The organism is Planococcus sp. CPCC 101016 (assembly GCF_007859295.1).
Lineage (GTDB): Bacteria > Bacillota > Bacilli > Bacillales_A > Planococcaceae > Planococcus.
Window position 1 is genome coordinate 2056042 of sequence record NZ_VOHB01000002.1, and the last position, 23516, is coordinate 2079557.

The 23516-nt window shown below is 38.3% G+C and carries 27 protein-coding genes and 1 riboswitch; of the genes, 4 read left to right on the forward strand and 23 right to left on the reverse strand.

The features are described 5' to 3' along the window. Positions 1-33: 33 nt before the first annotated feature. The 15 genes from spoIIP to FQV26_RS09820 form a co-directional block, all read right to left on the reverse strand. Positions 34-1110, reverse strand: coding sequence for a stage II sporulation protein P (gene spoIIP, locus FQV26_RS09750; protein ID WP_146557291.1), 1077 nt, complete (start codon positions 1108-1110; stop codon positions 34-36). Positions 1111-1188: 78 nt separating this feature from the next. Further along, entirely contained in the window at positions 1189-2628 is a 1440-nt protein-coding gene (locus FQV26_RS09755; protein WP_146557292.1) for a murein hydrolase activator EnvC family protein, read from the reverse strand. 1277 nt (positions 2629-3905) lie between these two features. Next, positions 3906-4199: a replication/maintenance protein RepL gene (locus tag FQV26_RS09760; RefSeq protein ID WP_146557293.1), complete on the reverse strand. Its 294-nt coding sequence runs from the start codon at positions 4197-4199 to the stop codon at positions 3906-3908. Positions 4200-5154: 955 nt separating this feature from the next. Further along, positions 5155-6465 (reverse strand): LLM class flavin-dependent oxidoreductase, encoded by a 1311-nt coding sequence (locus tag FQV26_RS09765; protein WP_146557294.1) that lies wholly within the window; start codon positions 6463-6465, stop codon positions 5155-5157. A 61-nt stretch (positions 6466-6526) separates the two neighbouring features. After that, the gene (locus FQV26_RS09770) at positions 6527-7279 is read right to left on the reverse strand and encodes a 3-oxoacyl-ACP reductase (RefSeq protein WP_146557295.1); all 753 of its coding nucleotides are present in this window, start codon (positions 7277-7279) and stop codon (positions 6527-6529) included. Between the two features lie 100 nt (positions 7280-7379). Next, positions 7380-8399 (reverse strand): thiazole biosynthesis adenylyltransferase ThiF, encoded by a 1020-nt coding sequence (locus FQV26_RS09775; protein WP_146557296.1) that lies wholly within the window; start codon positions 8397-8399, stop codon positions 7380-7382. After that, positions 8396-9163 carry a thiazole synthase gene (locus FQV26_RS09780; protein WP_146557297.1) on the reverse strand — a complete coding sequence of 256 codons (768 nt, stop codon included), beginning with the start codon at positions 9161-9163 and terminating at the stop codon, positions 8396-8398. The genes FQV26_RS09775 and FQV26_RS09780 overlap by 4 nt, the downstream gene beginning before the upstream one ends. 2 nt (positions 9164-9165) lie before the next feature. Further along, positions 9166-9369 (reverse strand): sulfur carrier protein ThiS, encoded by a 204-nt coding sequence (gene thiS / locus FQV26_RS09785; RefSeq protein WP_146557298.1) that lies wholly within the window; start codon positions 9367-9369, stop codon positions 9166-9168. Between the two features lie 5 nt (positions 9370-9374). Next, positions 9375-10511 carry a glycine oxidase ThiO gene (gene thiO, locus FQV26_RS09790; RefSeq protein WP_146557299.1) on the reverse strand — a complete coding sequence of 379 codons (1137 nt, stop codon included), beginning with the start codon at positions 10509-10511 and terminating at the stop codon, positions 9375-9377. A 34-nt stretch (positions 10512-10545) separates the two neighbouring features. Further along, positions 10546-11151, reverse strand: coding sequence for a thiazole tautomerase TenI (gene tenI, locus FQV26_RS09795; RefSeq protein ID WP_146557300.1), 606 nt, complete (start codon positions 11149-11151; stop codon positions 10546-10548). Positions 11152-11256: 105 nt separating this feature from the next. Continuing rightward, positions 11257-11357: riboswitch (TPP riboswitch) on the reverse strand. A 269-nt stretch (positions 11358-11626) separates the two neighbouring features. After that, the gene (locus tag FQV26_RS09800) at positions 11627-11977 is read right to left on the reverse strand and encodes a DUF2178 domain-containing protein (RefSeq protein WP_146557301.1); all 351 of its coding nucleotides are present in this window, start codon (positions 11975-11977) and stop codon (positions 11627-11629) included. After that, positions 11967-12206 (reverse strand): helix-turn-helix transcriptional regulator, encoded by a 240-nt coding sequence (locus FQV26_RS09805; RefSeq protein ID WP_146557302.1) that lies wholly within the window; start codon positions 12204-12206, stop codon positions 11967-11969. Before FQV26_RS09805 ends, FQV26_RS09800 begins: the two co-directional genes overlap by 11 nt. Before the next feature lie 1258 nt (positions 12207-13464). After that, positions 13465-14235, reverse strand: coding sequence for a hypothetical protein (locus tag FQV26_RS09810; protein ID WP_146557303.1), 771 nt, complete (start codon positions 14233-14235; stop codon positions 13465-13467). Positions 14236-14392: 157 nt separating this feature from the next. Then, positions 14393-15070: a hypothetical protein gene (locus tag FQV26_RS09815; protein WP_146557304.1), complete on the reverse strand. Its 678-nt coding sequence runs from the start codon at positions 15068-15070 to the stop codon at positions 14393-14395. Between the two features lie 111 nt (positions 15071-15181). Beyond that, complete coding sequence (locus FQV26_RS09820) at positions 15182-15412, reverse strand: hypothetical protein (RefSeq protein ID WP_146557305.1); 231 nt, start codon at positions 15410-15412, stop codon at positions 15182-15184. Positions 15413-15986: 574 nt separating this feature from the next. On the opposite strand from FQV26_RS09820, the gene FQV26_RS09825 reads away from it, so the two are divergent. The 3 genes from FQV26_RS09825 to FQV26_RS09835 all read left to right on the forward strand — a co-directional run bounded on the left by FQV26_RS09825 (position 15987) and on the right by FQV26_RS09835 (position 17296). Further along, on the forward strand, positions 15987-16223 hold the full coding sequence (locus FQV26_RS09825; RefSeq protein WP_146557306.1) for a hypothetical protein: 237 nt from the start codon (positions 15987-15989) through the stop codon (positions 16221-16223). 121 nt (positions 16224-16344) lie between these two features. Then, complete coding sequence (locus FQV26_RS09830) at positions 16345-16617, forward strand: hypothetical protein (protein ID WP_146557307.1); 273 nt, start codon at positions 16345-16347, stop codon at positions 16615-16617. Between the two features lie 223 nt (positions 16618-16840). Next, positions 16841-17296 (forward strand): hypothetical protein, encoded by a 456-nt coding sequence (locus FQV26_RS09835; protein ID WP_146557308.1) that lies wholly within the window; start codon positions 16841-16843, stop codon positions 17294-17296. A gap of 317 nt (positions 17297-17613) precedes the next feature. Here FQV26_RS09835 and FQV26_RS09840 read toward each other — a convergent pair whose 3' ends face one another. Beyond that, complete coding sequence (locus tag FQV26_RS09840) at positions 17614-17949, reverse strand: hypothetical protein (RefSeq protein WP_261384301.1); 336 nt, start codon at positions 17947-17949, stop codon at positions 17614-17616. A gap of 377 nt (positions 17950-18326) precedes the next feature. Between FQV26_RS09840 and FQV26_RS09845 the strand changes: the two genes are divergently transcribed. Beyond that, positions 18327-18947, forward strand: a complete 621-nt coding sequence (locus tag FQV26_RS09845; RefSeq protein WP_146557309.1) for a hypothetical protein — start codon at positions 18327-18329, stop codon at positions 18945-18947. Between the two features lie 290 nt (positions 18948-19237). Here FQV26_RS09845 and FQV26_RS09850 read toward each other — a convergent pair whose 3' ends face one another. The 7 genes from FQV26_RS09850 to rpmG form a co-directional block, all read right to left on the reverse strand. After that, entirely contained in the window at positions 19238-19582 is a 345-nt protein-coding gene (locus FQV26_RS09850) for an avidin-fold protein (protein WP_186759722.1), read from the reverse strand. A gap of 343 nt (positions 19583-19925) precedes the next feature. After that, positions 19926-20459 (reverse strand): nucleoside/nucleotide kinase family protein, encoded by a 534-nt coding sequence (locus FQV26_RS09855; protein WP_146557310.1) that lies wholly within the window; start codon positions 20457-20459, stop codon positions 19926-19928. Positions 20460-20601: 142 nt separating this feature from the next. Then, the gene (locus FQV26_RS09860) at positions 20602-21069 is read right to left on the reverse strand and encodes a GNAT family N-acetyltransferase (protein ID WP_146557311.1); all 468 of its coding nucleotides are present in this window, start codon (positions 21067-21069) and stop codon (positions 20602-20604) included. 303 nt (positions 21070-21372) lie between these two features. Continuing rightward, positions 21373-22461, reverse strand: coding sequence for a metal ABC transporter solute-binding protein, Zn/Mn family (locus FQV26_RS09865; RefSeq protein ID WP_146557312.1), 1089 nt, complete (start codon positions 22459-22461; stop codon positions 21373-21375). Between the two features lie 75 nt (positions 22462-22536). Beyond that, positions 22537-22890, reverse strand: coding sequence for a hypothetical protein (locus FQV26_RS09870; protein WP_146557313.1), 354 nt, complete (start codon positions 22888-22890; stop codon positions 22537-22539). A 53-nt stretch (positions 22891-22943) separates the two neighbouring features. Beyond that, the gene (gene rpsN / locus FQV26_RS09875; protein ID WP_146557314.1) at positions 22944-23213 is read right to left on the reverse strand and encodes a 30S ribosomal protein S14; all 270 of its coding nucleotides are present in this window, start codon (positions 23211-23213) and stop codon (positions 22944-22946) included. Between the two features lie 55 nt (positions 23214-23268). Beyond that, entirely contained in the window at positions 23269-23418 is a 150-nt protein-coding gene (gene rpmG, locus FQV26_RS09880) for a 50S ribosomal protein L33 (protein ID WP_146557315.1), read from the reverse strand. Positions 23419-23516: the final 98 nt, after the last annotated feature.

The window sequence follows — 23516 nt, forward strand, 5'->3', positions numbered from 1 at the left end:
CTTGCCTCTGGAAGGAAAAGCTAGTTGACTAGCTTATTTTTCTCCATGCCAGTAATAATCGCTTAAAACATCGGCCAACGCGTCAACTGTCCGGTGAAGTTCTTCTACCGTATTATCGACGCCGCCAATTTCAACAATGACCGAGTTTGGAGACAGATTTTGATTGTAGACACCGTTCCCTTGACTGCTATCTTTTTCAAGTATTCCTTTGGACAATCCGGGATAGTGAATTTCAAGCTGTTGATGTAATCCTTCTGCGAAAGCTAGATTCTTTTCGAATTCCTTGTGGCCCGTTCCAACAACAAACAGCAGCCGCGCATATCCTTCCTCATTTTTTTCTATAGTGGTAGAATCTTTGCGCAATGAATCTCGGTGTATATCCAAGAAAATTTCGAGATCACTGTTTACCTTTTGGGCTGCCTTAACATGTTCTCCAGAAACAAAGTAAGAACTGCCATAGTCTAATTCTCTTGAATTCAACTCTTGGACGATGTCGTTAAAATTGACTGTCGTCCCTAGTCCTCTTCTTTCCAAGGAATTTCCGAGCATTTCGCCAACCAGTGTAATGTTGGCTCTTGAATGATAGGCCTCTTCAGGTTGATCTGTGTTTTTTAAATACGGCAAAAAAGCTTCTCTGCTGTGGGAGTGATAAATGTAAATGACTTCCCTTCCGAAAGTCGAGTGTCGGGTTTCTGGTTTATTAATTGATTTTATATTTTCAAATAGATCTACGGTATTCTCAGGAGCTAGATTTCTTTCTTTAAACAAATCTTTCATAGTAGGTTGATATTCATCTCTTGACGGCTGTTCCGTATCCAGTATGGACATTTTATCAGGAGTGAGAATAGCATCTGAAGAATCAGTGGTTCCATCTGCCGGCTTAAGGAGTTCAAAGTGAGAACTTGGTGAACTCAACTCGGATGCTGCTTGATATTTCAGATCATCCGACTCGGAATTTTCACGCGCTAAATGTTCGATATTGAAGTAGATATACGCCAAAGCGGCGACCAGTAAACACGTGGAGAGAATAATGGTCAAATAGTATAAAGCCGTTAATGCAGGTGTTTTCTTCTTGCTTTTTTTAGTGTTTGTTTGCGTTCTTGGCAACATGATTTGGCCTACCTTACCTTAAAATCGATTAGGAGAAAAAACAACCGGCATTTTCTTCTATGCCGATTATTTACAGGATCACCTAATATATGGAGCTGGATTTACAGCATTTGAACGCGCACCGTTCCAAGGCCCTACGTGAACTTCAAAGTGCAGATGCGTTCCTGTAGAACGCCCCGTATTGCCCATGCCGCCAACTTGTTGTCCTTGTGAAACAGACTGGCCGACTGAAACTCCAATGGAGTTCAGATGAGCGTAAACAGTGGCATGCGTCTGTCCATTAATCGAATGAGTAAGAATCACCACATTTCCATATCCACCCATTATGCCCGCATAGGACACATACCCCGCGGCCGCGGCCAGGATCGGTGTACTCGTTACATTCGCAATGTCGTATCCTAAATGCGTTTCAGCTCCATCTCCGATGTCTCGTCCGCCAAAGCCGGATGTGTGCCGGCCCGCTGCTGGTCTGATAAAGGGAGAGCTTGTCGAAGCTGCAGGGGCTGTATAATTCGACTCCGGCTTCTGTGCAGGGCTTGGTGTACTTGAAGCACTCGCGTTTTCAGATTTTTTTAAGGTACTTGCCGCTTTGCGGTCTGCAGCCAAACGATTTTCCTCCGCGTTCTTTTCAGAGGTTGCTTGGCGCTGTTTTTCGGCTTCAACCGCCGCTAGCCGCTGACGTTCTTCTTCGGCAGCTAATGTCCGTTTACGTTCTTCTTCCGCTATCCTTGCCAACTCAGCGAGACGGGCTTGTTCAGCCACGATTTGTTGTTCCAACCCAACACTGATTTCGATTTCTTCTTCAAATCGATCTTCCAGTTCGGATTTTGCATGTGCTAATCGGTTCTGTTCGGCTGTCAGCTCTTTTACCAGTCCATCCTGCTCGCTCTTTTGAGCGTCAAGTGAATTTTTAAGTACCTGAAGCGCTGCTTGACGGTCTCTTTGTTCGGCAAGCTTCGTTTCCACTTCCGCTTTCTGTTTTGCTAAAAGCTCTTTATCTTGCGCTTGTTGCAGCATAATGTCTCGATCTGCTTCAATCAATGTATTCACGGCAGAGAAACGATCGATAAAATCAATAAAACTACTCGCACCAAGCAAGACATCTATATAATCCACCGACCCGCCACTCATTTGAATGGCACGGGCACGCTCTTTCAGCAATTCCGTCCGTTCCGCAATTTTTTCTTCAAGTTCTTCAATTGATTTTTTCAGTTCATCAATTTCAATTTTTGTTTGGTCGATTTCTTCTTGAACACCTGCAACTTGGCGTGCAGTTTCGGTGATTTGGTTATCCAGTTCCGTAATTTTTGCCATAATTCCGGTTAGCTTCGTTTGATTTTTGCTGATCGCATTTGATTTCTCTTGAATTCCAGAATCCAATTCACTCTTTTTTTGTTCGGTTTCCTGTTGCTTCTTTTCAAGTTCGCTTATTGTATTTGCATTTGTTGCTGGCAAATACATGGTGAAGGCTAATACAGATGAAACGCCCGTCACCATCCATTTTAATTTCAAGCTCAATTTCTTGTTCCCCTTCCGGATGTTCATTCTTTAGTGAGTTGTCATTCTACAGCTAATAACTTACCAGCTTTTTCTTAAAGGTTCTTCTTACTGTGTATGTGTAAACCTGCCATAGCATAAAATCATTTTCTTTAATTTTCTTCTTCTTTCAAAAATCCTTCTCAATAATATGAGATAGTTGTGGAGAAACTATGGAGAATGAAATAAACAGATAGATATTCACAGATCATAGGGAGCTATAGTAAAGCCATTCTCAATATGATTTCTTTTTCAAAAACCTTGCCATTTCTCTGAAAATTTCTACACTTGCATATCCCAGTTCACCGTAATTAGCTTTAACACTAGTATTGGGTTGGCGGTTAGAATTATTAATTCTTGCTCTCATTATGGAGCTTTTACTCCTTCTTATATAAAAGAGCACAGCTGGCCAATGTAAGGCTACCTGTGCTTCTTTCATGTCTGAGCTTTTCTAAAGACTTGATATCACTGTATGCTGCATTTCGCTCGTTCTTTATGATTCAATTAAAATCCAATTAGATCGATTAAGTGAAAGTCATTTAAGGTAACTTGATCTCAGCACCCCTGCAAGTGAAACTTAATTCAAAAGCGAGAGTTTCAGCAAATGGATTTTCCATTATCTCCTTCTCTAAGATTTCTTTTAGTTTCTTATTGGAAGTGGCTTTGTCCAATTTATCGCTGAAAACCTTCTTTTGAGTTCTCAATAACCTCATTCTTCCAATTCGTACCTAAGAGAAATTTCAGATATAGAGTTCAGATAGCTACTTTTGCCTCTTTATTGCTAGGGAGCTGCTTCTATTAAAACATCTTCTCTTGTATGCCAAGCCAAAACTCCTTTATTTATTAATTTTTTAATAGACTAACTATAATGTTGTTAGGATAACGGATTTTTTATTCGATTACTTTACTAAATTTGACTTTAAATTCAAATGGAGGAGTGAAATATATAAAGGAACTGGCAGATAAAAAGAAGCAGTAGATGGAAGCAAATTTAGAAGAACATATTGTCTTAAAAAGTTTGCATGAAACCTTATAAAAGAACGCTTCTTATATTTAATGTTTATTTAAAGAAAAAAGAGAGTTCCTCCTTCCCCTATTTGCAGGAGGTTAAAATTCATAAATCGAATGAATTGTTGCAGAATACCATTTCTTCCATTATAACAATCGAGCAAGATTGGGGCTTAAGGATAGTGAGCCTTTTCTATAAGATTTGCTAAAACAATCATAGGAAAGAAAAAAGAGAAGAGGTAGGTTTTTGTTCATTTTCTCCACACCCCTATGATGCCCTTTCGTCGATAAATAATTTGTTGATCTTCGAGAATGTTCAGTATTTTGGTAAGTGTAGATGTGGGCATATTTAAATCAAAAGTCATTTCTTTAATAGTCTTAATTAAAACCCCGTCTGACGTAGAATTCTTCAAGAAGTATTTCATAAATCTTTCTCCATTTTTGACAATTCCGATGTTTTCTTCAACCAAACAATTCCGTACCTCATTTAATATTTTGGTCTCTATAACCAATAAATATTGCCCATTTTGGTTTTTCGGAAACATAAAAAACCTCCTCTAGTTCTTGAATTAAAATCTTACAGTTGAGCCAATTCTTTAGCTTTCAATTTATAAAACTTTTATCGAGAAACTGTGGAGAAACTGTAGAAAAACAATCCAAACCCAGTTAATTTTATTAGAAACAAGGATTGGTTAACTTATATAAGTAAAATAGAATGAAAAGTAAGCTTCATTAAGTTTGTTAGAAAAGTAGGCACTTTACATGTCAATTTTGTTCATGGGAGTAATTCTTGTCTTATTAAATTTTTAAGTAAGAAAAATAGCCGGTTCTAATCCGAATAAATGGTTAAGTTCTGGCGCTGTAACTATAATCGGAATCTCACTTATCAGCTATCTATTTACTCTTAATATAATCGAAAACTATTCGGGTGACGGTATTGGGGCAGTTTTGCAGGATTAGTCTTTGCATCTATAACGTTCATTAATAAATTGATTCTCTTTTTTAGCGGTCTTTTCTTAAAAAAATTTCAAGGTTATTAAAGAGTATTCGTAAGTGCCTTATTAAAAGACACTCTTTTATTTCTCTTGTCCTTTTGCCGGAGCACTTATTAAGGAGACCACAAGTAACCTCTCGTAAATTTAGCGGCAGAAGGTCTTGAAGCAGAGTTTTCCTTCGAATAGCCGATTCGCAATCTGTTACGTCAATTACGTCTCCTTTCAAAGTGTTCGTAACAGTACACTTTTACAGACAAAAGAGAGAGAAGGTGTGCTTTGATTAGCTTCTTCTCTCTCTTTGTATTTAAACAGCTTCCGATAATTCGGTCATATGTAACCCAACTACTTCACTAGAAAATTGTTTTGTCAGGTGAAAATTGTAGAAAATGGTATTCAAAAATGTCGCTCCCAAAGCATCTTTCACACTTGTTTAATTTTGCAGTAAAGACTCGTATATCCGCTAGCTTAGCCGTTTAAAACTACCTCTGCCTCTATTTCAGTCACTTCATACTAATAATCCTAAATGCTCGCGAAAAGTATTTCCATCATATTGTTTTCTGAAGATGTCTCTTTTTTGCATTTCAGGAACAATGAGTTCCACAAAGTCCTCTAAACTGTCCGGTAATGTAGGAGGCATAAGATTAAATCCGTCAGCTACACCCGCCTCTAACCATACTTCCATCTGATCTACAATTTCCTCGGGAGTACCAATGAGCGTGAAATGCCCACCGCCTGCATTAAGATATCCTAACAGTTCTTTTACTGTAGGTTGCGTATCATGAATAATTTCCAGTATGGTTTCGTATCGTCCAACTGGACCTGTAAATTCTTCTGCCGAGGGCAATGGAGGTACTTTTTTTTCGATTTCCCACTTAGAACAATCTTGTTGAAGAAAAAAACTCAATCGTTTTAAAGCCGTTTCTACAGGTAATTTCTCATCTAAAGCGGATTTTTTTGCAAGTGCTTCTTCATGAGTACGACCTACATACGTGACTAATCCTGGGAATACTTTAATGTGGCGATCGAAGCCTTTGTTTTGCTTGACTTGTTCATCCAACTTTTCGCGGAACTTTTTTGCTTGGTTTAAGTTCCATGATACTGAATAGACTGCATCTGCATATTTCGAGGCTAATGCAATACCTTGTCTAGAGGCCCCTGCTTGCATTGCAACTGGTTTTCCTTGTGGGCTTCTTGGCGTTGTGGATGGGCCCTTTACTTTAAAATAGGTACCATTATGGTTAACAGGCCGTATATTTACAGGGTTGATCAACTGTCTTTCTGATCGATTAGATAAAAACTCATTACTGTCCCAGGATAGAAATAACTTATTCATCAAGGCAGCAAATTCTTCAGCTTTTTCATACCGTTCATCATGAGAAGGCAGTTCTTTCATACTATGATTTAATGCTTCCCAATTCGTCATTGAGGTAACAAGATTCCACCCAACACGTCCATTTGTAATATGGTCTAGGCTTAACAGTTGTCTTGAAGCAGTGAAAGGATTCGAAAAGGTGCTTGAGATTGTAGAAACTAATCCAACATAATTTGTCACTTGAGAAATAGCGGTTAAACTGACTATTGGATCTAGCCAAAATGCTGGCATTTCATTGACATCGTTAGCTGGGAATGATTGATTGTCGGCAAAAAAAACTGCATCAAAGCAACCCGTTTCGGCTAACTGTGCTAAGGATTGATAGTAGGAAATGTCTCCAATGCGTTCCACGCTCGAATCAGGCATTAACCAAGCAGCTTGATGATGTCCACATCCATACAGCAAAACACCTAAGTGTAGTTGTTTGCCTTGATTTTTTTTCATTGTTACACCTCAATGTATGTCATGATTGACTGTTTTAAATATTCTTTTTTAAGTGAAGTTCCTAGTTCATTGTCAACCCACCATCTACAGTAATATTCTGACCTGTAATACCATCCGCATACTCTGAAGATAAATAAGCGACCATATTGGCTACATCTTCAGGAGTCGTCACTTTCTTCAATGGCGTTGATTGAGCAATTAAATCGAATACTTCCGGGGTTGTAACAGAACTGGCATCGGTCGTTTTCAATAAGCCACCTGAAACTACATTTGCTTTTATGCCGTACTGGCCCAGTTCCGAAGCGAGATTGCGGGTAAAACCAATTAATCCAGCCTTAGCTGTTGTATATTCATGGTAAGGTACCACAGGATTTTGATATAAATTGGTACCGATACTTATAATGCTTCCATTTTGTCTTTCCATAAATTGTGGCATCACGCTTTGAACGACATTAAATGCAGCCTTTAGAGTACCATCTAGCTGTTTTTGGTAATCCTCCCAAGTAAGTTCAGTAAAGGATTTCTGTTTGTTTGGATCAAATTTGAAGTCTACCAATGCGTTGTTGACTACAACATCTATTTGACCGAAATATTCCGTTGCTTTCTTTACCAAGGCATCAACTTCTTTACGATTTGTGACATCGGCACAAATTGCAATAGCATTCTCCTTTCCGAGCTCAGAAACAAGCTCTTCAGCGGCGCCTTCGCTCTTATAGTAGTTGATAACCACTTTAAACCCTTGTTGTGCCAATGTTTTTACAATTGAGGCTCCCAAACCTCTGCTACTGCCTGTTACTAATACTGTTCTGTTCATATTTAATCACTCCTAATTTTTAACTTCCCTAAACTTTTAAAAAAGTTGATAGATAAATAATAAAATGCACAACCTCAATAAAAATTACGATAAAGGCACATTAACCTATATAACGGTGGTATAAAGTTTTAGCTTCAGAAATGCTTTTCGTTCCATGAATTAAAACACGGCCATCCTTAAAAATGACAAGGCGATGCGCTGCGGTCGAGAAAGATAGCAGATATGGATTGCGTGAAACCTTTCCTGGCTGTCTGGACAAGGCTTTCTCCAAGCTTTCTAAGTCTCTGTCTATCGGTTGGGAAGGACGGATCTGAACCGTATCCCTACCGCATAAAACGGCAGTTTTTGTTTGGTTTGAGAAAGAAAGATAAGGATAAGAACGCTCCGCCCCGCAAGAAGGGCAATCTTCTTTTTTAATCTTATCGACGTTGATAGATGATTGATGGTTTTTCCATAGATCGAAGGAGACCAGCTTGTTTCTTAAATGAAGTCTATCTTCGACCAAAATTTTTAAGGCCTCTGAAATTTGAAAAGACAGGACCATTTGGACAGCAGGGCTGATGATCCCCACCGTATCACAAGTTACGCCTCCCATCGGTACACTCTCCAGCAGGCAATTCAGACACGGTGTATCTCCCGGAATGATTGTATAGCTGATACCATAACTTCCAACACATGCACTGTAAATCCAAGGGATCAGATTTTTTTGGGAAATATCATTGATAATCATCCGGATATCAAAATTGTCGCTTGCATCAAGAATCAAATCAACGTCTTCCACCAATTGCTCCATTTCTTCGACTGAGACATCCATGACATGACAATGGATTTCCACCTCAGAGTTAATAGCCGTTAGTCGTTTTTTAGCCGCAACTGCTTTTGGGGTCCGTTGTTCCGCCTCCTCTTCGGTATAAAGCTGCTGGCGCTGAAGGTTGCTCCACTCTACATAGTCCCGGTCAACGATAGTCAGTTTACCTATTCCTGCCCGAACAAGCATTTCGGCACTGCCAGTTCCCAATGCGCCAGCTCCGACAACTAAGACATGCTTTTCCTTCAATTTTGCTTGCCCTTCTATCCCTATCGGTTCAAAAAGCTCCTGTCGAGAGTACCGTCCGTTCAACTGATGCTCATCCCTTCAAGCGGACTGCTGGCAGTAGCATACCGTTTCTTCGGAATCCGCCCTGCTTCAAATCCGAGTTTGCCTGCCTCAACTGCCAGCTTCATAGCTTCCGCCATTTTCACCGGATCTTTCGCACCAGATACAGCGGTATTCAGCAAAACTCCGGCCGCTCCCATTTCCATTGCAACAGCAGCATCAGAAGGTGTTCCAATGCCGGCATCAACGATCACAGGAACACTTGCCTGTTCGATGATGAAGGAAAGATTCAATGGATTGATTATTCCTTGGCCAGATCCAATCGGAGATGCACCAGGCATAATAGCGTGACAGCCTAACTCCTCGAGACGTCTTGCCAGCAGAACATCGTCGGATGTATAGGGCAAGACTGTAAATCCTTCTTTTAATAGTTCTTCTGATGCTTTTAATGTTTCAACTGGGTCCGGCAGCAACGTTTTTTGGCAGCCGATCACTTCTACTTTAATCATGTCGCAAAGACCTGAGGCCTTAGCCAATTTTGCAATCCGGACTGCCTCTTCAGCGGTCTTGGCACCGGCTGTATTTGGAAGTAACGTGTACTTTGCTACATCCAAATTCTCCAGAAAATTTGGCTGACTGGCCTCAAATATATTCATTCGACGGACCGAAAACGTCAGTATCTCTGTTCCCGAGACATCCACCGCCTCTTTTTGGATAATAAAATTAGGATACTTGCCCGTACCCAATAATAACCTTGATGTAAATTCATATTCGCCTATTTTCAACATGTTCATCCGCCTCCTACAAAATGTACTAATTCGATTTTATCTCCATGAGAAACCTGGGTATCTGTATGTTTCGCTTTTTCCAATATCTCAGCATTTCTTTCAACAATGACTACTTTTTGATTCAGTTCAAAATGCTGCAGTAATTCTGCCACCGTTTTCACTGTGTTAGGGATTACTACTTGTTCTCCATTAACTGTCAAATTCACTTTCATCACCTCCTTAGTGGATTTGCTTCTTTAGTCGTTCGATCAATGCGAAAAGAAGAAATATCAGCTGAAGGAGATTTCCCTTCAATTAAATCAGCCATTACCTCTCCGGTTATCGGCGACAGCAAAATTCCATTTCTGTAATGGCCTGTTGCTATAAATAAACCTCTATAATCGGGATGTTCACCAAGATAAGGCAAGCCATCAGCCGTTTGCGGACGAATTCCGGCCCAAGCACCTTCCCACTCGGCTAGCGATATGGAAGGCACCAGTTTTTTTGCATTCCCCATCAATAAAGAAATTCCTTCTACAGTGACTTGTTGATTGAATGTATTCGGTATGACGGTTGCACCTACAATGATTCTTCCGCCTTTTTTTGGAACAAGGTAGCAACCTGGCGTGAAAATTGTGCTAGATAATAAGGGAACCTCTGTCCGAACAGAAAAGCACTCGCCTTTCACAGGATACATTTTTAGCTGTAAGCCTATCTTCATCAACAGCTTCTCGCTCCAAGCCCCTCCTGTTACTACAACGTTGCTGCTCATAAAATCGCCTTCATTCGTAGCGACGCCTGTAACTTTTCCATTTGAGAAATGAAAGGAATGAACTTCTACATATTCTTTAATCACGCAGCCAAGTGCTGAGGCAGATTTTAAAAATCCTAAAGCCAGCTGGAGAGCTGCTACTTGGCCATCTTTTTCAAGATACATGGCGCCAATTACCTCGTTAGACAATGCGGGCTCTCTTTTTCTCGCTTCTTCGCCTGTAAGCAACTCCGCTAATTCCCCATTCTGTTTATGGATTTCACTGATTCGATGGTGCTCCTGCTGCTCCCAGTCAGTTAAGGCAAGCCTTAACATCCCCTTATTCACAAGTCCAATATCAATACCGCTCGTCATTTTCAGTTCATCTGCTAAATCGGTGAACATCCCCCTGCTCGTTCTGGCTAATTGAAAAAGCGGCCCCTCTCCATCCAACTCAGCTTGGGCGCCCAGCATCCCAGCTGCCGCTCCAGATGCTTTACTTGCAAGCCCGTCTTTTTCCAGTAACAAAACCTTCATTCCTCTTTTCGCCAAATTAAAAGCTATTGCTCCGCCGTTGACTCCGCCGCCGATTACAATGGCATCGTATGTTTTTTTCATTAACATCTCCCCTTAACCGTTGAAAGTACAAATATCATCTTGATAAATAGGAACGGTATTGCTGGACCGCCTCCAATGGGTCTTCCGCTTCCAATATCCCCGACAATACAGCGATTCCTTTTGCTCCCGCTTCGATTACATCCCTACTATTAGTCGATTTTATTCCACCAATCGCTATGACGGGGATAGAAATTGATTCAGAAATGGATCTCAACTGTTCCAATCCTTTCGGAATTAGTCCAGGTTTTGATTGAGTTGAATAGACATGGCCAAAAATCACATAATCAGCACCTTGCTGCTCGGCAATTTGTGCTTCTTCAAGGGAATGGACGGAACAGCCAACTGTCAAATCTTCAAATTTTTGTTTTACAACTTCAACAGGCAATGAATGAAAGGCTAAGTGCACTCCTTTCACATTTGAAACATAGGCAACATCCGCCCGGTCATTAATTATTATTTTTGAAAGAGGAACATTTTTGCTTGTTAAAAGCTCCACCATTTCATATACTTCTTTTGCTGTTTTCGTTTTTTCACGAAGATGAATGAAATCGATGTCAAAATGAATCCTGCCGATAATATCTGCTAATTGTTCCGGTTTTTGCCTTCCTGTTGAGATAATATGCAACTTTTTAGTTTTCATGTATTTTCTCCTTCACTCCATCCCTAGCGCACAAAAAAATAACTGCCAAATAAAAAAACCACTCCAGCGATGGAGTGGTTTTGGATATATTTTAGGAATAGATAAAATACATAGCAACCACTTCCCTACGCTAGTTTCAACTAGATCAGGTTCAAAGGGTCCGGATTGCTCCATCTCAGTCTTAAAAGACTCCCCTAGTGTTTTTATATTCAGTTTTCGGAATATCTAAAGTAAGCGTATCATCTCTCGCGAAGTTTATCCAGTTTATTCTAAATATTGTTAATTAAATAGCACCATTCGTAAAAGTACACTTGTACGAATTAAAGGAGAGAAAGAAACCAACGTTCGGCTTCATTCCTTCCGATAACTCGATGAGATGTAAACTCTTGTTACTTACTATCTCTTACTCCTTTTTTTTATTGAGTAAGCATTCTCCTGCTCGATTCAAGGGTGGGTTTCGCTCCTCGACTTTCCGTTATGCAAAATCCTTTTTATATTGGACTGCCAGGTAAATTCCAGCTGCTAAAAACGCCAGTGTATATTTGAAAAGGAAAAAAATGGTCCACATATACTCTTTAGGAAAAATCATGTCACACAATATGATCGCTCCCAGCATATAAAAACTACTTTTTAAAAAGATTTGATTTGTCCGTTCGTCACCTTCTCCAATCTTCCTATAAACTGCATAGAGAAAAATTGCACTCCCCATAACCAGTAAAAAACCAACTCCAATAAGCATGTTCCAATTTCCCGTAGATTGTTCAGCCCAGGACCTTAAAGGGTTAAAAATAGCGTTATGGATGTCTGAGATAGAATTAGTTATCATTCTGATCATTTCCTTTCACATAAGTAAAAATAGCGTTTACATCAACATCAAAAAAATCGGCAATTCGAAAAGCCAACAACAGAGTCGGAACATAATTTCCTTTTTCCATAACAAAGATGGTTTGTTTGGAAACCCCGACCTTTTCCGCTAATTCTTGCTGAGACATTCTGGCAAGTACTCGATATTCATAAACTTTATTGGATATCGCATCACCAAAATCTTTCTTCATAATCATCACCTCTTGAACTAAATTATAAATTATTCATTTATAAAAGTAAAGTAAACTTATACTAAGTATATAAAAAAATATACTTTTAGCTAAAAAATGAAAAAATTTTTTAGAATATATTAATAATCTGACAAAATTCACTATTCCGGTATGTTCACACATCAATCTGATAAAATTTATTCTTATGCTCTTAATTTTTTCTATTCAATGGTGAAGCCGTTGGTAAAAGTACACTTTCACAAACAAAAAAGAGAGGGAACTTTATACTAAGTTCCCTCTCTTCCGATAAGCGGTCATATGTAAACCTGATCCTTTTCAAATGAGAGCTTACGAAGCTTGGAAAGTAATACTTTAAATACTAATTATTAACCAGTCAGTTTTTTCTGCTAAAGCCATTTCAGTGCTCGTCAAGAAAATACATAAATGCCTTTCCGCTAATAATCAGAAAGGTAATTTCTAGTCTATTCAATTTTATTCCATTCCTTTAATATCAACGATTAGTAACACAATAATAATGAAAAGGCTATAAATAAACACATACCAGGAAGACGGTCTCGGAGATATATCTAACTGTATTTGGTAGATGATATCTGCAATGGAGTAGATAAAGGCAAGGATTGCCAGCACTAAAACAAAGATTATTTTTTGTTTTTCAGATACCTTCATAACGCTTGGGTGTTTATGTTGCTCATAAGCATCCTACCTCCAATTATAAGGTGTTCCTGCATTCGCGTCACAAGCAGCGATTGTTTTGTTGAAATACTAAACTAGTTAATAACAGCACAAATAATTCCAAAACCAGGTTTACATGTTATTTCTTTCGACAACTCTTGATAGGTAAACAAAGATCCTTTTGAAATGCGGGTTGTAAACCCTTATAGCCCCACCTTTTGAATGTATCATTTTTTCTAATGAAATCAGTTTCGATGGATTTACTAATAAAGCGCATAAAACTGGGAGATTGAATGTAACTTAATTGGAGTTAAGTTACATTCAAACTGAGTAGAAATTTTCTTGAATTCCCTATCGGCTGTTCATCCGAATACAGACCCATCCCAGGCTGGAGACTCGTTGCCCTATTCCTGTTGCAGCAACTCCTCAAAATCGTTATAGTGATTTTCTGTGATGAAAACGCGTGTGAGCATCTGATAATTACTTCTCTGAAAATAGGATTGTGAATGTAACATAATTACTATTAAGTTACATTCACAATCCGATTTATGATTCTATCCATTATATTTTTTTCGGGTATTTGACTTTATAAATAACGGTTCACGATTGGTTTGAAAACCTGTACTTCATGTTCCGAAACAGCCAGAAATAAATACTCATGGCGAGAAAAAATCGCTCTGGTAGTATAGGCGAACGCTCCAGGATATTCCGAAACCTGTCCCGTTGTTTCAAATTCCCATAACCACAGCTTATTTTCTTCAAGAAACACCCCAAATTCATAGGTAAGGGCAAACGCGATGACATTGCCCGCATCAAAAGGAACGTTCATTGTTCTTTCTCTTTTTAGCTGCGCGTCTAAGAAGAACAGCTCATTGGTTTCCATACTAAAACCAAGGCAGGCATAGGGTTTATAACGAGCAAAAAGAGACTCATATAACAGCTGGTTCTGGATAGCGATGTCGTAGTAGGATTCTGGCTGCTGAAAGGGTGCAGCGTAAATTAATCGGTTTTTGCCGAGCTTCTTGCCGAACACGCCTTCGTCGCCATAAATACACAGCACGCCTTGTCGATAAGGGAATAATTCAAAGACATCGCTGCCGACCTCGCATTCAAAAACAAATTCCCCTGTCAGGGTATAAAAAGATAAGGTCGTGTGGTTCAAGAGACAGAAATGTTCGGTTGTAAAACGGATTTTAGAAAATCCAGTTGGGCCCGTAAAAATTGTTTCGCCGTTTAACTGGACCATATTTTCTCCCTTATCTTTCAACAGAACAATCACCAAATTGCCCTTGCAATCTGCATCAATAATGGGCCACTGGGTACTGCTGAAAAGCGTTTCTTCTTTCAAATACATCAAGATCATGTCCCTTCAATTCAGGAATTAGGCAGCGTATTTTCAATATTTCCATCTGTTTTTATAGTTGCTATCACGGGTTTTGAATGTAACTTAATCACAATAAGTTACATTCGATTAAGGTAAGTATATAGCTTTTAAATAACTAGGAAATTTTAATTTAGAGACCTTCATAAACTGTGATTTTCCACGGCAGCCACATCAAATCTTCTTCCGCCCCAACCAGGTCCTTGAGAACATTATTCGTATAGCAGGCTAGCTCTTCAACTGTTTGCTGCTCTGGAAACAAACCGAATTTATTGATGGAAAGGTTAGGATTAAAAGCCAGGTAATCCTGGAGCAAGTCATTACCCAGGAAAGAAAGGAACCTCCCACCCAGTTCATACCCCGCAATGTCGTAGCCGGCGAATATCCCTTCCCTGCTGGCTGGCTGCTTTTTCTCCAAGCAAAGGACGACTCCTTCGCCGTTTTCGTTATTGCTATGATCCCTCCAGTCGTGAAAGTCCAGAAGGTGCTTCTCATCCAGACTGATCCCTATCAAGATAACGGATGGATCTTGAGGCTTCGCTTCCCGGAAGCCCTCCAATGCTTCCTTCAACGTTCCGAACACCATGGATACCAATACCTTGTCCAGCACCTGGTTAGATAAAACCGGTGTCGGTCTTTCGGTTTTTCGATTCGCCCAAATGTCGAAGAGATTGGGAAAGACACCACCCACTTTTTCGTCCACCGAAATCAGCTTTTCGACGTAAAAATCACCGTTCACTACTGGTTTAAGATAATAAGCTTGATTGGTGCTTGCTGCAGACAGAAGAAAATAACCGCCACTGTATTCCATACGTTGCACCCTCACTTTTAAACTTTAATTTCAAAAACATAGCCAGTGCTATGGGTTGAATGTAACTTAACTGCACTTAAGTTACATTCGTTTCCGCTGAAATAGCGACCTTTATTTGTTCCAGATTCTAGCCCACAAACTTCGGGTGTCTTTTTTAGGCGTTACTTTCTCAGGTTCGCTTTCTTCCTGCTGTGAAGATGATTCTAAAGCATCTATCTTTGGTTCTTCGGACGTTGGTGCAGCTAGTTGCTTCTGATGGTCTTCTATCCGATCTAATTTATGCTTCATCTCTTCTAAGGCTTCCACAAACAAAGAGTCACGTTTTCGCATCTCTTCTTTCAAACTTCGGTTCTCTTCTTCAAGGACTTCCAATTTCTTCAAAACAACGGATGCCGCGACGTCGTCATGACGCCGAGGCGGTGTGCTTGTGACGCCTTTCTGGCGTTATTGTAGATGCGCCTTTTAACCCCTTAGCAGCTTCCCTGACAGCATTCTCGAACGTTATGTCACCGCTTTTCGTGACCGTCACAGACTCCCTTAGCGCCGCGACCTCTGTGACGGTGTAAATTCGGCTGTTACTTTTGTTTCTTTGGAAGAGAATACCTTCAGATTCGAAGCGAAGGCTGTATTTTCTTAACATCGAAGAAGAAATATTCAATTGCTTGCAAACTTCACTAGGTGTCATCATCAGTTGCTCACCGCCTCTTTGATTCCATGTTATAAAAGTACAATCGTTCGTGCATCTTCTTTCTCAAATTTAAAAGTCCTGTTAATTCTTATCTAAAAATAACCCGTTACAAAAGTTAAAGGAGAAAATAGGGAGGATATGGAATAATATGTAGTGCACTTAGATATACAACTAGCCAACAAACCTAAAAAAATCGGTTAAGTCAAATTCTTTTGGAGGAGGAGAAAAATGTCAGGAGATCAATTAGGGTCAATTTTATTTTTAATTATTTGTTTTATCGCCGTTTATATGTCATTTTTTTATATTCGGAAAGATCGGTTCTTAAATACCGACGATTTTGCCATCTTCAGAGATGGTCTTTTTACCCCCGTCATCAATTTCTGGTTAATGAAAATTTTTATAGTTGTTGGTAGCTTATTTATAACATATTTTGGTATTTTGTTAGTAATAAGAGAATTCAGTTAATTTGGCGACCTATGATATTAAGAACAGTAAAGCAGGCTACAAGAAGACTGCTTTACTGTTTTCTTGAATAGAACTGATTTAATTCATCGTATCTATTAAGAAATATAAGAGGAGGATTGTCATGACCAAAAGGATTTTATCTGTAGGTTCAGGACTTTTTCTTTTACTATCGTACTTGCAACCTTTTACTGCTCTTTTTACCGATAGCTTTTTTGTATTTGGTATTACTCCTTCAGTCGTGCCTGTATTTTTCCCCTTAATATTTGCCATTATTTCGCTCTTGTTGGGGCTTTTGGGAGTCAAAGGGAAAGTAAGAAATACGCTGGCCGCAATTAGCATAGCAAGTATTATTCTTCATCTCAGTTTTAGTCTTATAATAGTTGGAGGAGCCTAAAACTAGATATCATTAAAAGGAATCGTCGTTAAGAACTGAGTTTACATATCACAGGTTATCAGAAGTAATTAAAAAAGGAGAAAATCTAATAACTGGATTGAAAAAAATACAAGACGATCGAGTGAGAATATAAGGAAAATCTGGCCAAATAAAAATAGAAATGTATATAAACACAAAGCTAAAGATATAGAAACTGCCAATCGCATAAACTAGGAGGAATAATATGCCGTTTTCTGAATTTCTCGTACATACTAATAAAGATAACTTAGAGTTCCGTAGACAGGTAACTGGAGAAATATACTTTTCTATAAGAAGTGAGAACTTCTTCTTTCCTGAGGAAAACTGGAATGATTTTATTGTTATTGTGTTGACTTGGTGGCATAATTCGCTCATTCGTATAAAAAATAGCAAATCGAAAATTATAGAAGAGCTAGATTTTATGGATGGTTCTTTCGCAGTAAAAGTTATTAAAATTAATGATGAAATTGCAGCATTAGCATTTATTCATGAAAAGTTGTCTTCTTCAGAAATAGAACATACATGTACTGTAAATATTTCGCAGATGATCGAAAGTTTACTGCAAAGTACAAATGAACTCCTTAAGGTAATACATCAGAATCAATGGTATTCAGAGGAAATAGAAGAATTAGAGAAAGTATATGAAATACTGAAAGGCTAAAATGTAAGAAAAACAGAAAAAGAACGTTCGCGACTGGTCTTCTATTTCAAGCTGATTTTCCGAACGAATTATTGCTGTTTTTTCATTTTTGTCTATTTGTTTTTACATTCGAAGACGACAAGTGACTCCCTTTCCCTACCCCGATTTTGGAGTGGTGTAAACTGGGCACTATCAGGTTTTCTCTTCCAATTTTGATAAAATTAACGGTTTAAAAGTGATGAAAAATCAGAAAAAGCATTTAATACATCATCACCTAATGGATGACCAAATTCTTGAGTTTTTAAAGGGAATATTCCTTCCTTCTCAAGTTGTTGCAGCTACTTTTGAAATCCTGTATCAAGAGCTTTCATATATTCTCTTAGCTTAAATTGATAGTTAAACACAGTACTTTCCAGATGTTGTTCGTTATGTTCGATTAGAAGGTTGGTACCGTATCTGGAAAATATATAGTAATCAGAGTTTCCATGACAATCCAATTGTGCCTCACTAATTTCTTCCTTATAAAGTAAAGAAAGCGTTGAAAGTAAATGTGGGACTGCAACAAAACCTATACCAGATTTAAAACTAAATAACTGTATATCATCCGAAACGTCAATTTGAATATCTCCGCCGTCAAATTGAATATCAATAAAACATTCATAATTAGAATACATAAAATCTACCTCCATAACATTTTCTTGTTTAACTAACTGCCCCGTTAGCTTAATAAGAAACTCGATTATCTACATCCACAAACCTTCGAATTGATCGCTGAACTATTTTGTATAGTCAATACACCTAAAGTTAACATAACGCCGGTTATCGGACGAAAACAAAACGTTAGAAGATAAATATAAAGACCTCATGGTGAAGTTTCTAACGAGTTACCTATCTGTGAGTTAGCGAATTCCAGATTTTCTTGTTTCAGCTGGCTATTTTCTTTCTGCTGCCGTTTCGTTTTAGTTTTTTCTTGGTCCAGTTTTCGATTTCTCACATATTCAAAATCCTGTAAGATATAATATGGAAAATATGAAACGAGGAGAATTAACTCATGCCACTCCATTTAGGTTTACAACTTATGGAGAAATCCGGTGGATTAAAGCTAACAAGAGAAAATTATATAAGAGCAAGCAATAAAAGCTCATTTGGTACAAGAGAGATTTACCCTGAGTCATATATAAAATTGCATACTAAAGACTGCTTGGAAAACTTTGACTTGAATATGGAGTATTATCATTTATTGTCTAAACAGGAATTTAACGAAGAACTTACGCGGTTTCTTGATAAAACTAAAGTATTTAATGAATTTATCGACCTTTCTCTTTTAAAAGGTTCTCCTGGATACTACGTCATGGTACTGGATGAATACTCTCAAGTATATATTGGTATAAGTGGAGATATAACAAGACGTATCCGAGTGCATTGGAGTGCACAAAAGCAATTCGACCGCTTAATATTCGGAGGAATAGACGACTCAATTTTATCAATAGACAGTTTCAGAGCCTACGATACTACTAGAATATTCGCCTATGTAACTAATGACTTTCAAAGTTTCGAAAACGAGTACATCAACTATTTCGATCCTGAGTACATGTTAAACAGAACTGTCGGTGGAACATTAAGTGGTTTAACCGAGGCTATACTTCATAGAAAAACAAGAAAACTCCGGTAAGTCGTTTCTGATTATGAGAGTCCGATCAATCATGCATCTTCTTTTTCAGTAAAAGGTTGCCAGAAAAATAAAAAAGAAGATGTTGCAGGCCAGCATCTTCTACAGTTCTCTTTTATAGACTGCCGATAATTCGGGATATGTAAACTATTAAAGATTATTAGTAAGTACACCTTTGAACTTTGAAAATCTGAGATTTTAATTCATAAAAGTATGTAATGAGAGAACAGGACTTAAATTATTGAAGACACCGTATTATCAAATAGTAAAAATCCCATACAAATTTAGGAGGATCACACAATAACTTCTTCAATCACCGAACTTCCCTCAGTCGCTTCATCATCGTTCCACTGCCATTGCTCATAAAGTTTAATTCTTCCGTCGGACAAAACTTCAGGAGTAGACAAGCATTTTCCTCCTCTAATCTCGTTCTTAATATTTATCTGGTTATATCTGAACTCTAAGCTGCCATTTTCATTGACCAATCCAATTAAAGTCCCCTGTATGATTTCTCCACCGCTGTAATTTGCCGATATAATATCACCTTCTTGCTTATATTCAAATAAGGTTTTTGAAGAAACTTCTCCATTAGCAGTATTTTCAGTCGAAACAAATGTGCGTCCGTTGTAATTTATCATGTCATTTCCTCCTACTTGTTGATATCTCCTATATTGTACCATTTTTCAACTTAACTATTTTAATTTTTCTGAGTAATGATTTTATAGTCTTTTGAGTTCGTTCAGTAATAAATTTCCTAGGTAAAGAAATGAAAGGAATGAAGCGGTATTATCCTCTTCATTTCCTTTTATTATTTAAACTGCTACTTCCTTTTAAATTAGTATTGAACCGTTCGTAAAAGTACAAGTTTACAGACAAAAAAGAGAGAGATTATGTGCTTGACCAGCCTCTCTCCCTCTTTGTTTACCATCTGCTTTTAATAATCCCTCATATGTAAACCAACTATTCTTATAGAAGACATCTTTATACTTTTTCTGATATTAAACTCACAATTCTAGTTACTGATTGAGATCCATCTACAATGAAGTCAGCACTTGGCTTAATCGTATGTAACATCTCCAGATAAGCCTGTCTCCCATCCGAATTATAGTGTTTCATAGCTTCTACAATATTTTCAGTTGAGCTATATTGAAAGTCCCTGATTGTTCGACGTGCCAGTGCAATATCCAAAGGCGTATCGATAAAGACGGAAAAACTGATGAAAGAATGGGTTTGAACATGGTGGTAGGAAAATGGAAAATCCAACACAATGTAATCGAGTGATTTAGTCAATAATTTTTCTAAGTCCTTCACAAAAGGAGTAAGATTCCATTCGTTATAATTAGATCCCCGATTCATCCAATCTATTACGCTTTCAGGGCCTTCCAGATCATACTCATCAAAGTACAGCGCTTCAGAATTTGGTAATTCTGCATTCAACTTTTCAACAATGGTTGTTTTTCCGCCGCCTGAAATACTGGCAATTGCAATGACAATCGTTTTTTTCATTTCTTCCATTCTATCAACCTCTGTTTCAAGTTGCTTCTAATAAATTGATGATATGTAAATCGATCTTTCAATAAGTTTCACTACTAAATCTTTTGTTAGCCCCTCAGGATTGTCAGGTATACAGGGTTTAATGAATTCATCACTTCTTATTTTAGATTCTTTTCCCCATTGTCGTTGATTGCGTTTGATAGCCAAGTTTTTCATAAAGTTTATAAGCAAGAGGATTTTTGCCAAAAACATTTAACCCCATAGAGGTAATTCCGGTATTTTTCATCGTTTCTTCTAATTCTTGCAATACGAAGGTAGCGAACCCTTTCTTTCTAAACTCTTCCTTGATTAAAATATGATAGATATAAGCTTTGTTACTTTCGGTTTGAATGCTGTACCAGATCACTCCAATTGTTTTATCTTCGTCAATTGAATAAATATTGTAAACTAATTGACCTGCTGATTTTTGTTTATTTGGAAGTAATTGTTCCATTAAATCTTTTGATTCTTTCATTGCCTTTTCTAAGGGGATCACAAAGTTTTCCGATAAGTCTTTAGCATAGTCAGGTATAAAATATGCCAAATATTGATCAAATTCTTCTTCTGTCATTTGTTGCAGTTTTGTTTTCATAATGCACACTCCTCAAATTCTGTTAAACTTCAAGAATATTCCTTCTTTTAATCTCTCCAGAGGATTATACCATTATTTACCTCTTATTCGATCCACTATTTCATTAGCTCTTTCTTAAAAAAAACACTAATCTAAATAAAGTACACATTTACGAACGCTTTAAAAAGAGCTATAAAACGGTTAAAAAAACGTTCGTAAACGTGTCACAACAGTTTACGAACGTTCTTTAATTTCCAATCACTTTTACGAACACACTTCCTTTAAGACACTGTGAGGATTATCCAAAAATTATACCTTTCACTATTAATTCAACATTTTTTCAAATGTATCCAAATTTTCTTCCATCAATGTAAAATAGGTTTCCTCATTATCAACATCTTTCTGAGTCAAGACACTTAAATTGTGTAATTGAACAGCTTCAGCCCCGATTTCCTTCTGGATCACTTCGGATATCCGGGAAGAAACATTCTGTTCAAAAGCGATGTATTGAATGTTTTTTTCTTTCGCGAGTCCAACGATTTGGGTTAACTCTTTTTGTGAAGGTTCATCTTCACTATTTAATCCAGCAACTGCCACTTGTTCAAGACCATACGGTTCCGCGATGTATCCGAATGCTTCATGGGAGACAAAGAAGGTTTTCTGGCTGGCCTTTCTAGCGATATCAGTGAATGATTGATCAAGTGCTTTCAGTTCTTGGACAAGTTCTTTGTAGTCAGCTTCATATTCTTCAGCATTTTCGGAGTCACGTTCAATAAATTCATTTTTTATTGATTCAGCCAAATTCTGGCTCAATACCGGTGAAATCCAGACATGGGGATCTACTGCGCCATACTCGTGGCCATGTTCTTCTTCCGCATGTTCATGTTCGGTTTCATCTGAGCCTTCTTCGTGCTCATGACTATGATTTTCTGTGCCCTCATCATGATGATGATCGTGCTCTTCTTTTTTACCTTCTTCATGATCATGCTCATCTATCTCATCCTCGTGATCATGAGAATGCCCTTCGCCGAGATTGGCCTTGGGTATTCCGTCAGAAGTGGCGATAAAGTCTACATTTTCGTTTTTCAATGATCCTTTAGCGCTGTCGACAAACCCCTCCATATCTAAACCGATATAAAATAAAACATCGGCTTCTGCTAGTTCGATCATGTCTTGCTGTGTGGGTTCGAAAGTGTGTGCATTGGATCCAGGGGGGTAAATCGATTGGACATTCACACGCTCCCCGCCAATCCGCTCTGCGAAATAAGCTAAAGGATAAACAGTAGCAAAAACCTCAAGTTGCTCTGATGACTGACCATTTTGACCAGTTGACTCAGTAGAACTGGTTTCTTCAGCTGCTCCGCAACCTGCGAGTAAAAGCAGGGTCAATACTGATAACAATCCCTTCTTCATGAAAATCCTCCTTTCCAACATTTTTGTCCATATACTCAGAAAGCCAATTTGCCCCATAGTCCTTTAAATGCTCTCTTAATACATAAACAAAAACAGCTGGTTTTTTCTGTTGTCGCCTGTCTTCGCTTCGGAAAAACCGGTAAAGTCTATCCACTTTACTTTTTTCAAGCGCAGATTGATTTTGGTGTGCAGTTCTTCTTCGGTTTTCATAAGTGTATGGACGATGTCGTCATATGGCAGTCCGAAATAGTTCATCGCGAGGTGTACAGGTGAATTTTCTAGGAGAAGCTGGCAAAACTCATCTGCCGAAACAGCTTCCTCAGCCAAAGCATCTTCTGCTTCTATCATGAATTCATACAATCTTTTTTTGCTTTCAGGAAGCCGTTCTACTTCACTCTTCCATAAGAAATCCATTAATCGTTCATTCATTTCCTCCGCCCCTTTGCTTTTCTGGAGTGAGCTGTTTTATAAACTACAAGGGTTTACCAGCTCGCTTTTTTGACGCCCGGCAACTGACCTTTATGTGCAAGTTCACGGAACGCGATTCTGGATATTTTGAATTTCCGCATATAGCTTCTGGGTCTGCCAGTTAATTCACACCGGCTATTCAGCCGAGTTGGCGAAGAGTCTTTTGGCAACTTGCTTAGTGCGGCATAATCACCTTTGTCTTTCAGCTCTTGACGCAATGCTGCATACTGGGCTACCAGCTTCTGTTGTTTTTTATGTTTGGCTACTTTAGACTTTTTTGCCATTTGATTCTCTCCTCTTAAATAGTAATAATTACGCTTTGTAAAAAAATAAATTTTTTTATTTTGTTTCTCTATGCAGTGTAACTTTTTTAAGCCGCGGACAATATTTCTTCAATTCAATTCGTTCTGGATTATTGCGCTTGTTTTTTGTAGTCGTGTAATTTCGCTCGCCTGTTTCTGTGCAGGCTAATGTGATGTTCACTCTCATTATGTATTCCTCCTTCCAGCTGTATATAGAATGCAAGTTGAAATAGCATTCATTCGTAAAATCTAATAAATCGTAATGATTACGTTTTATACCATATA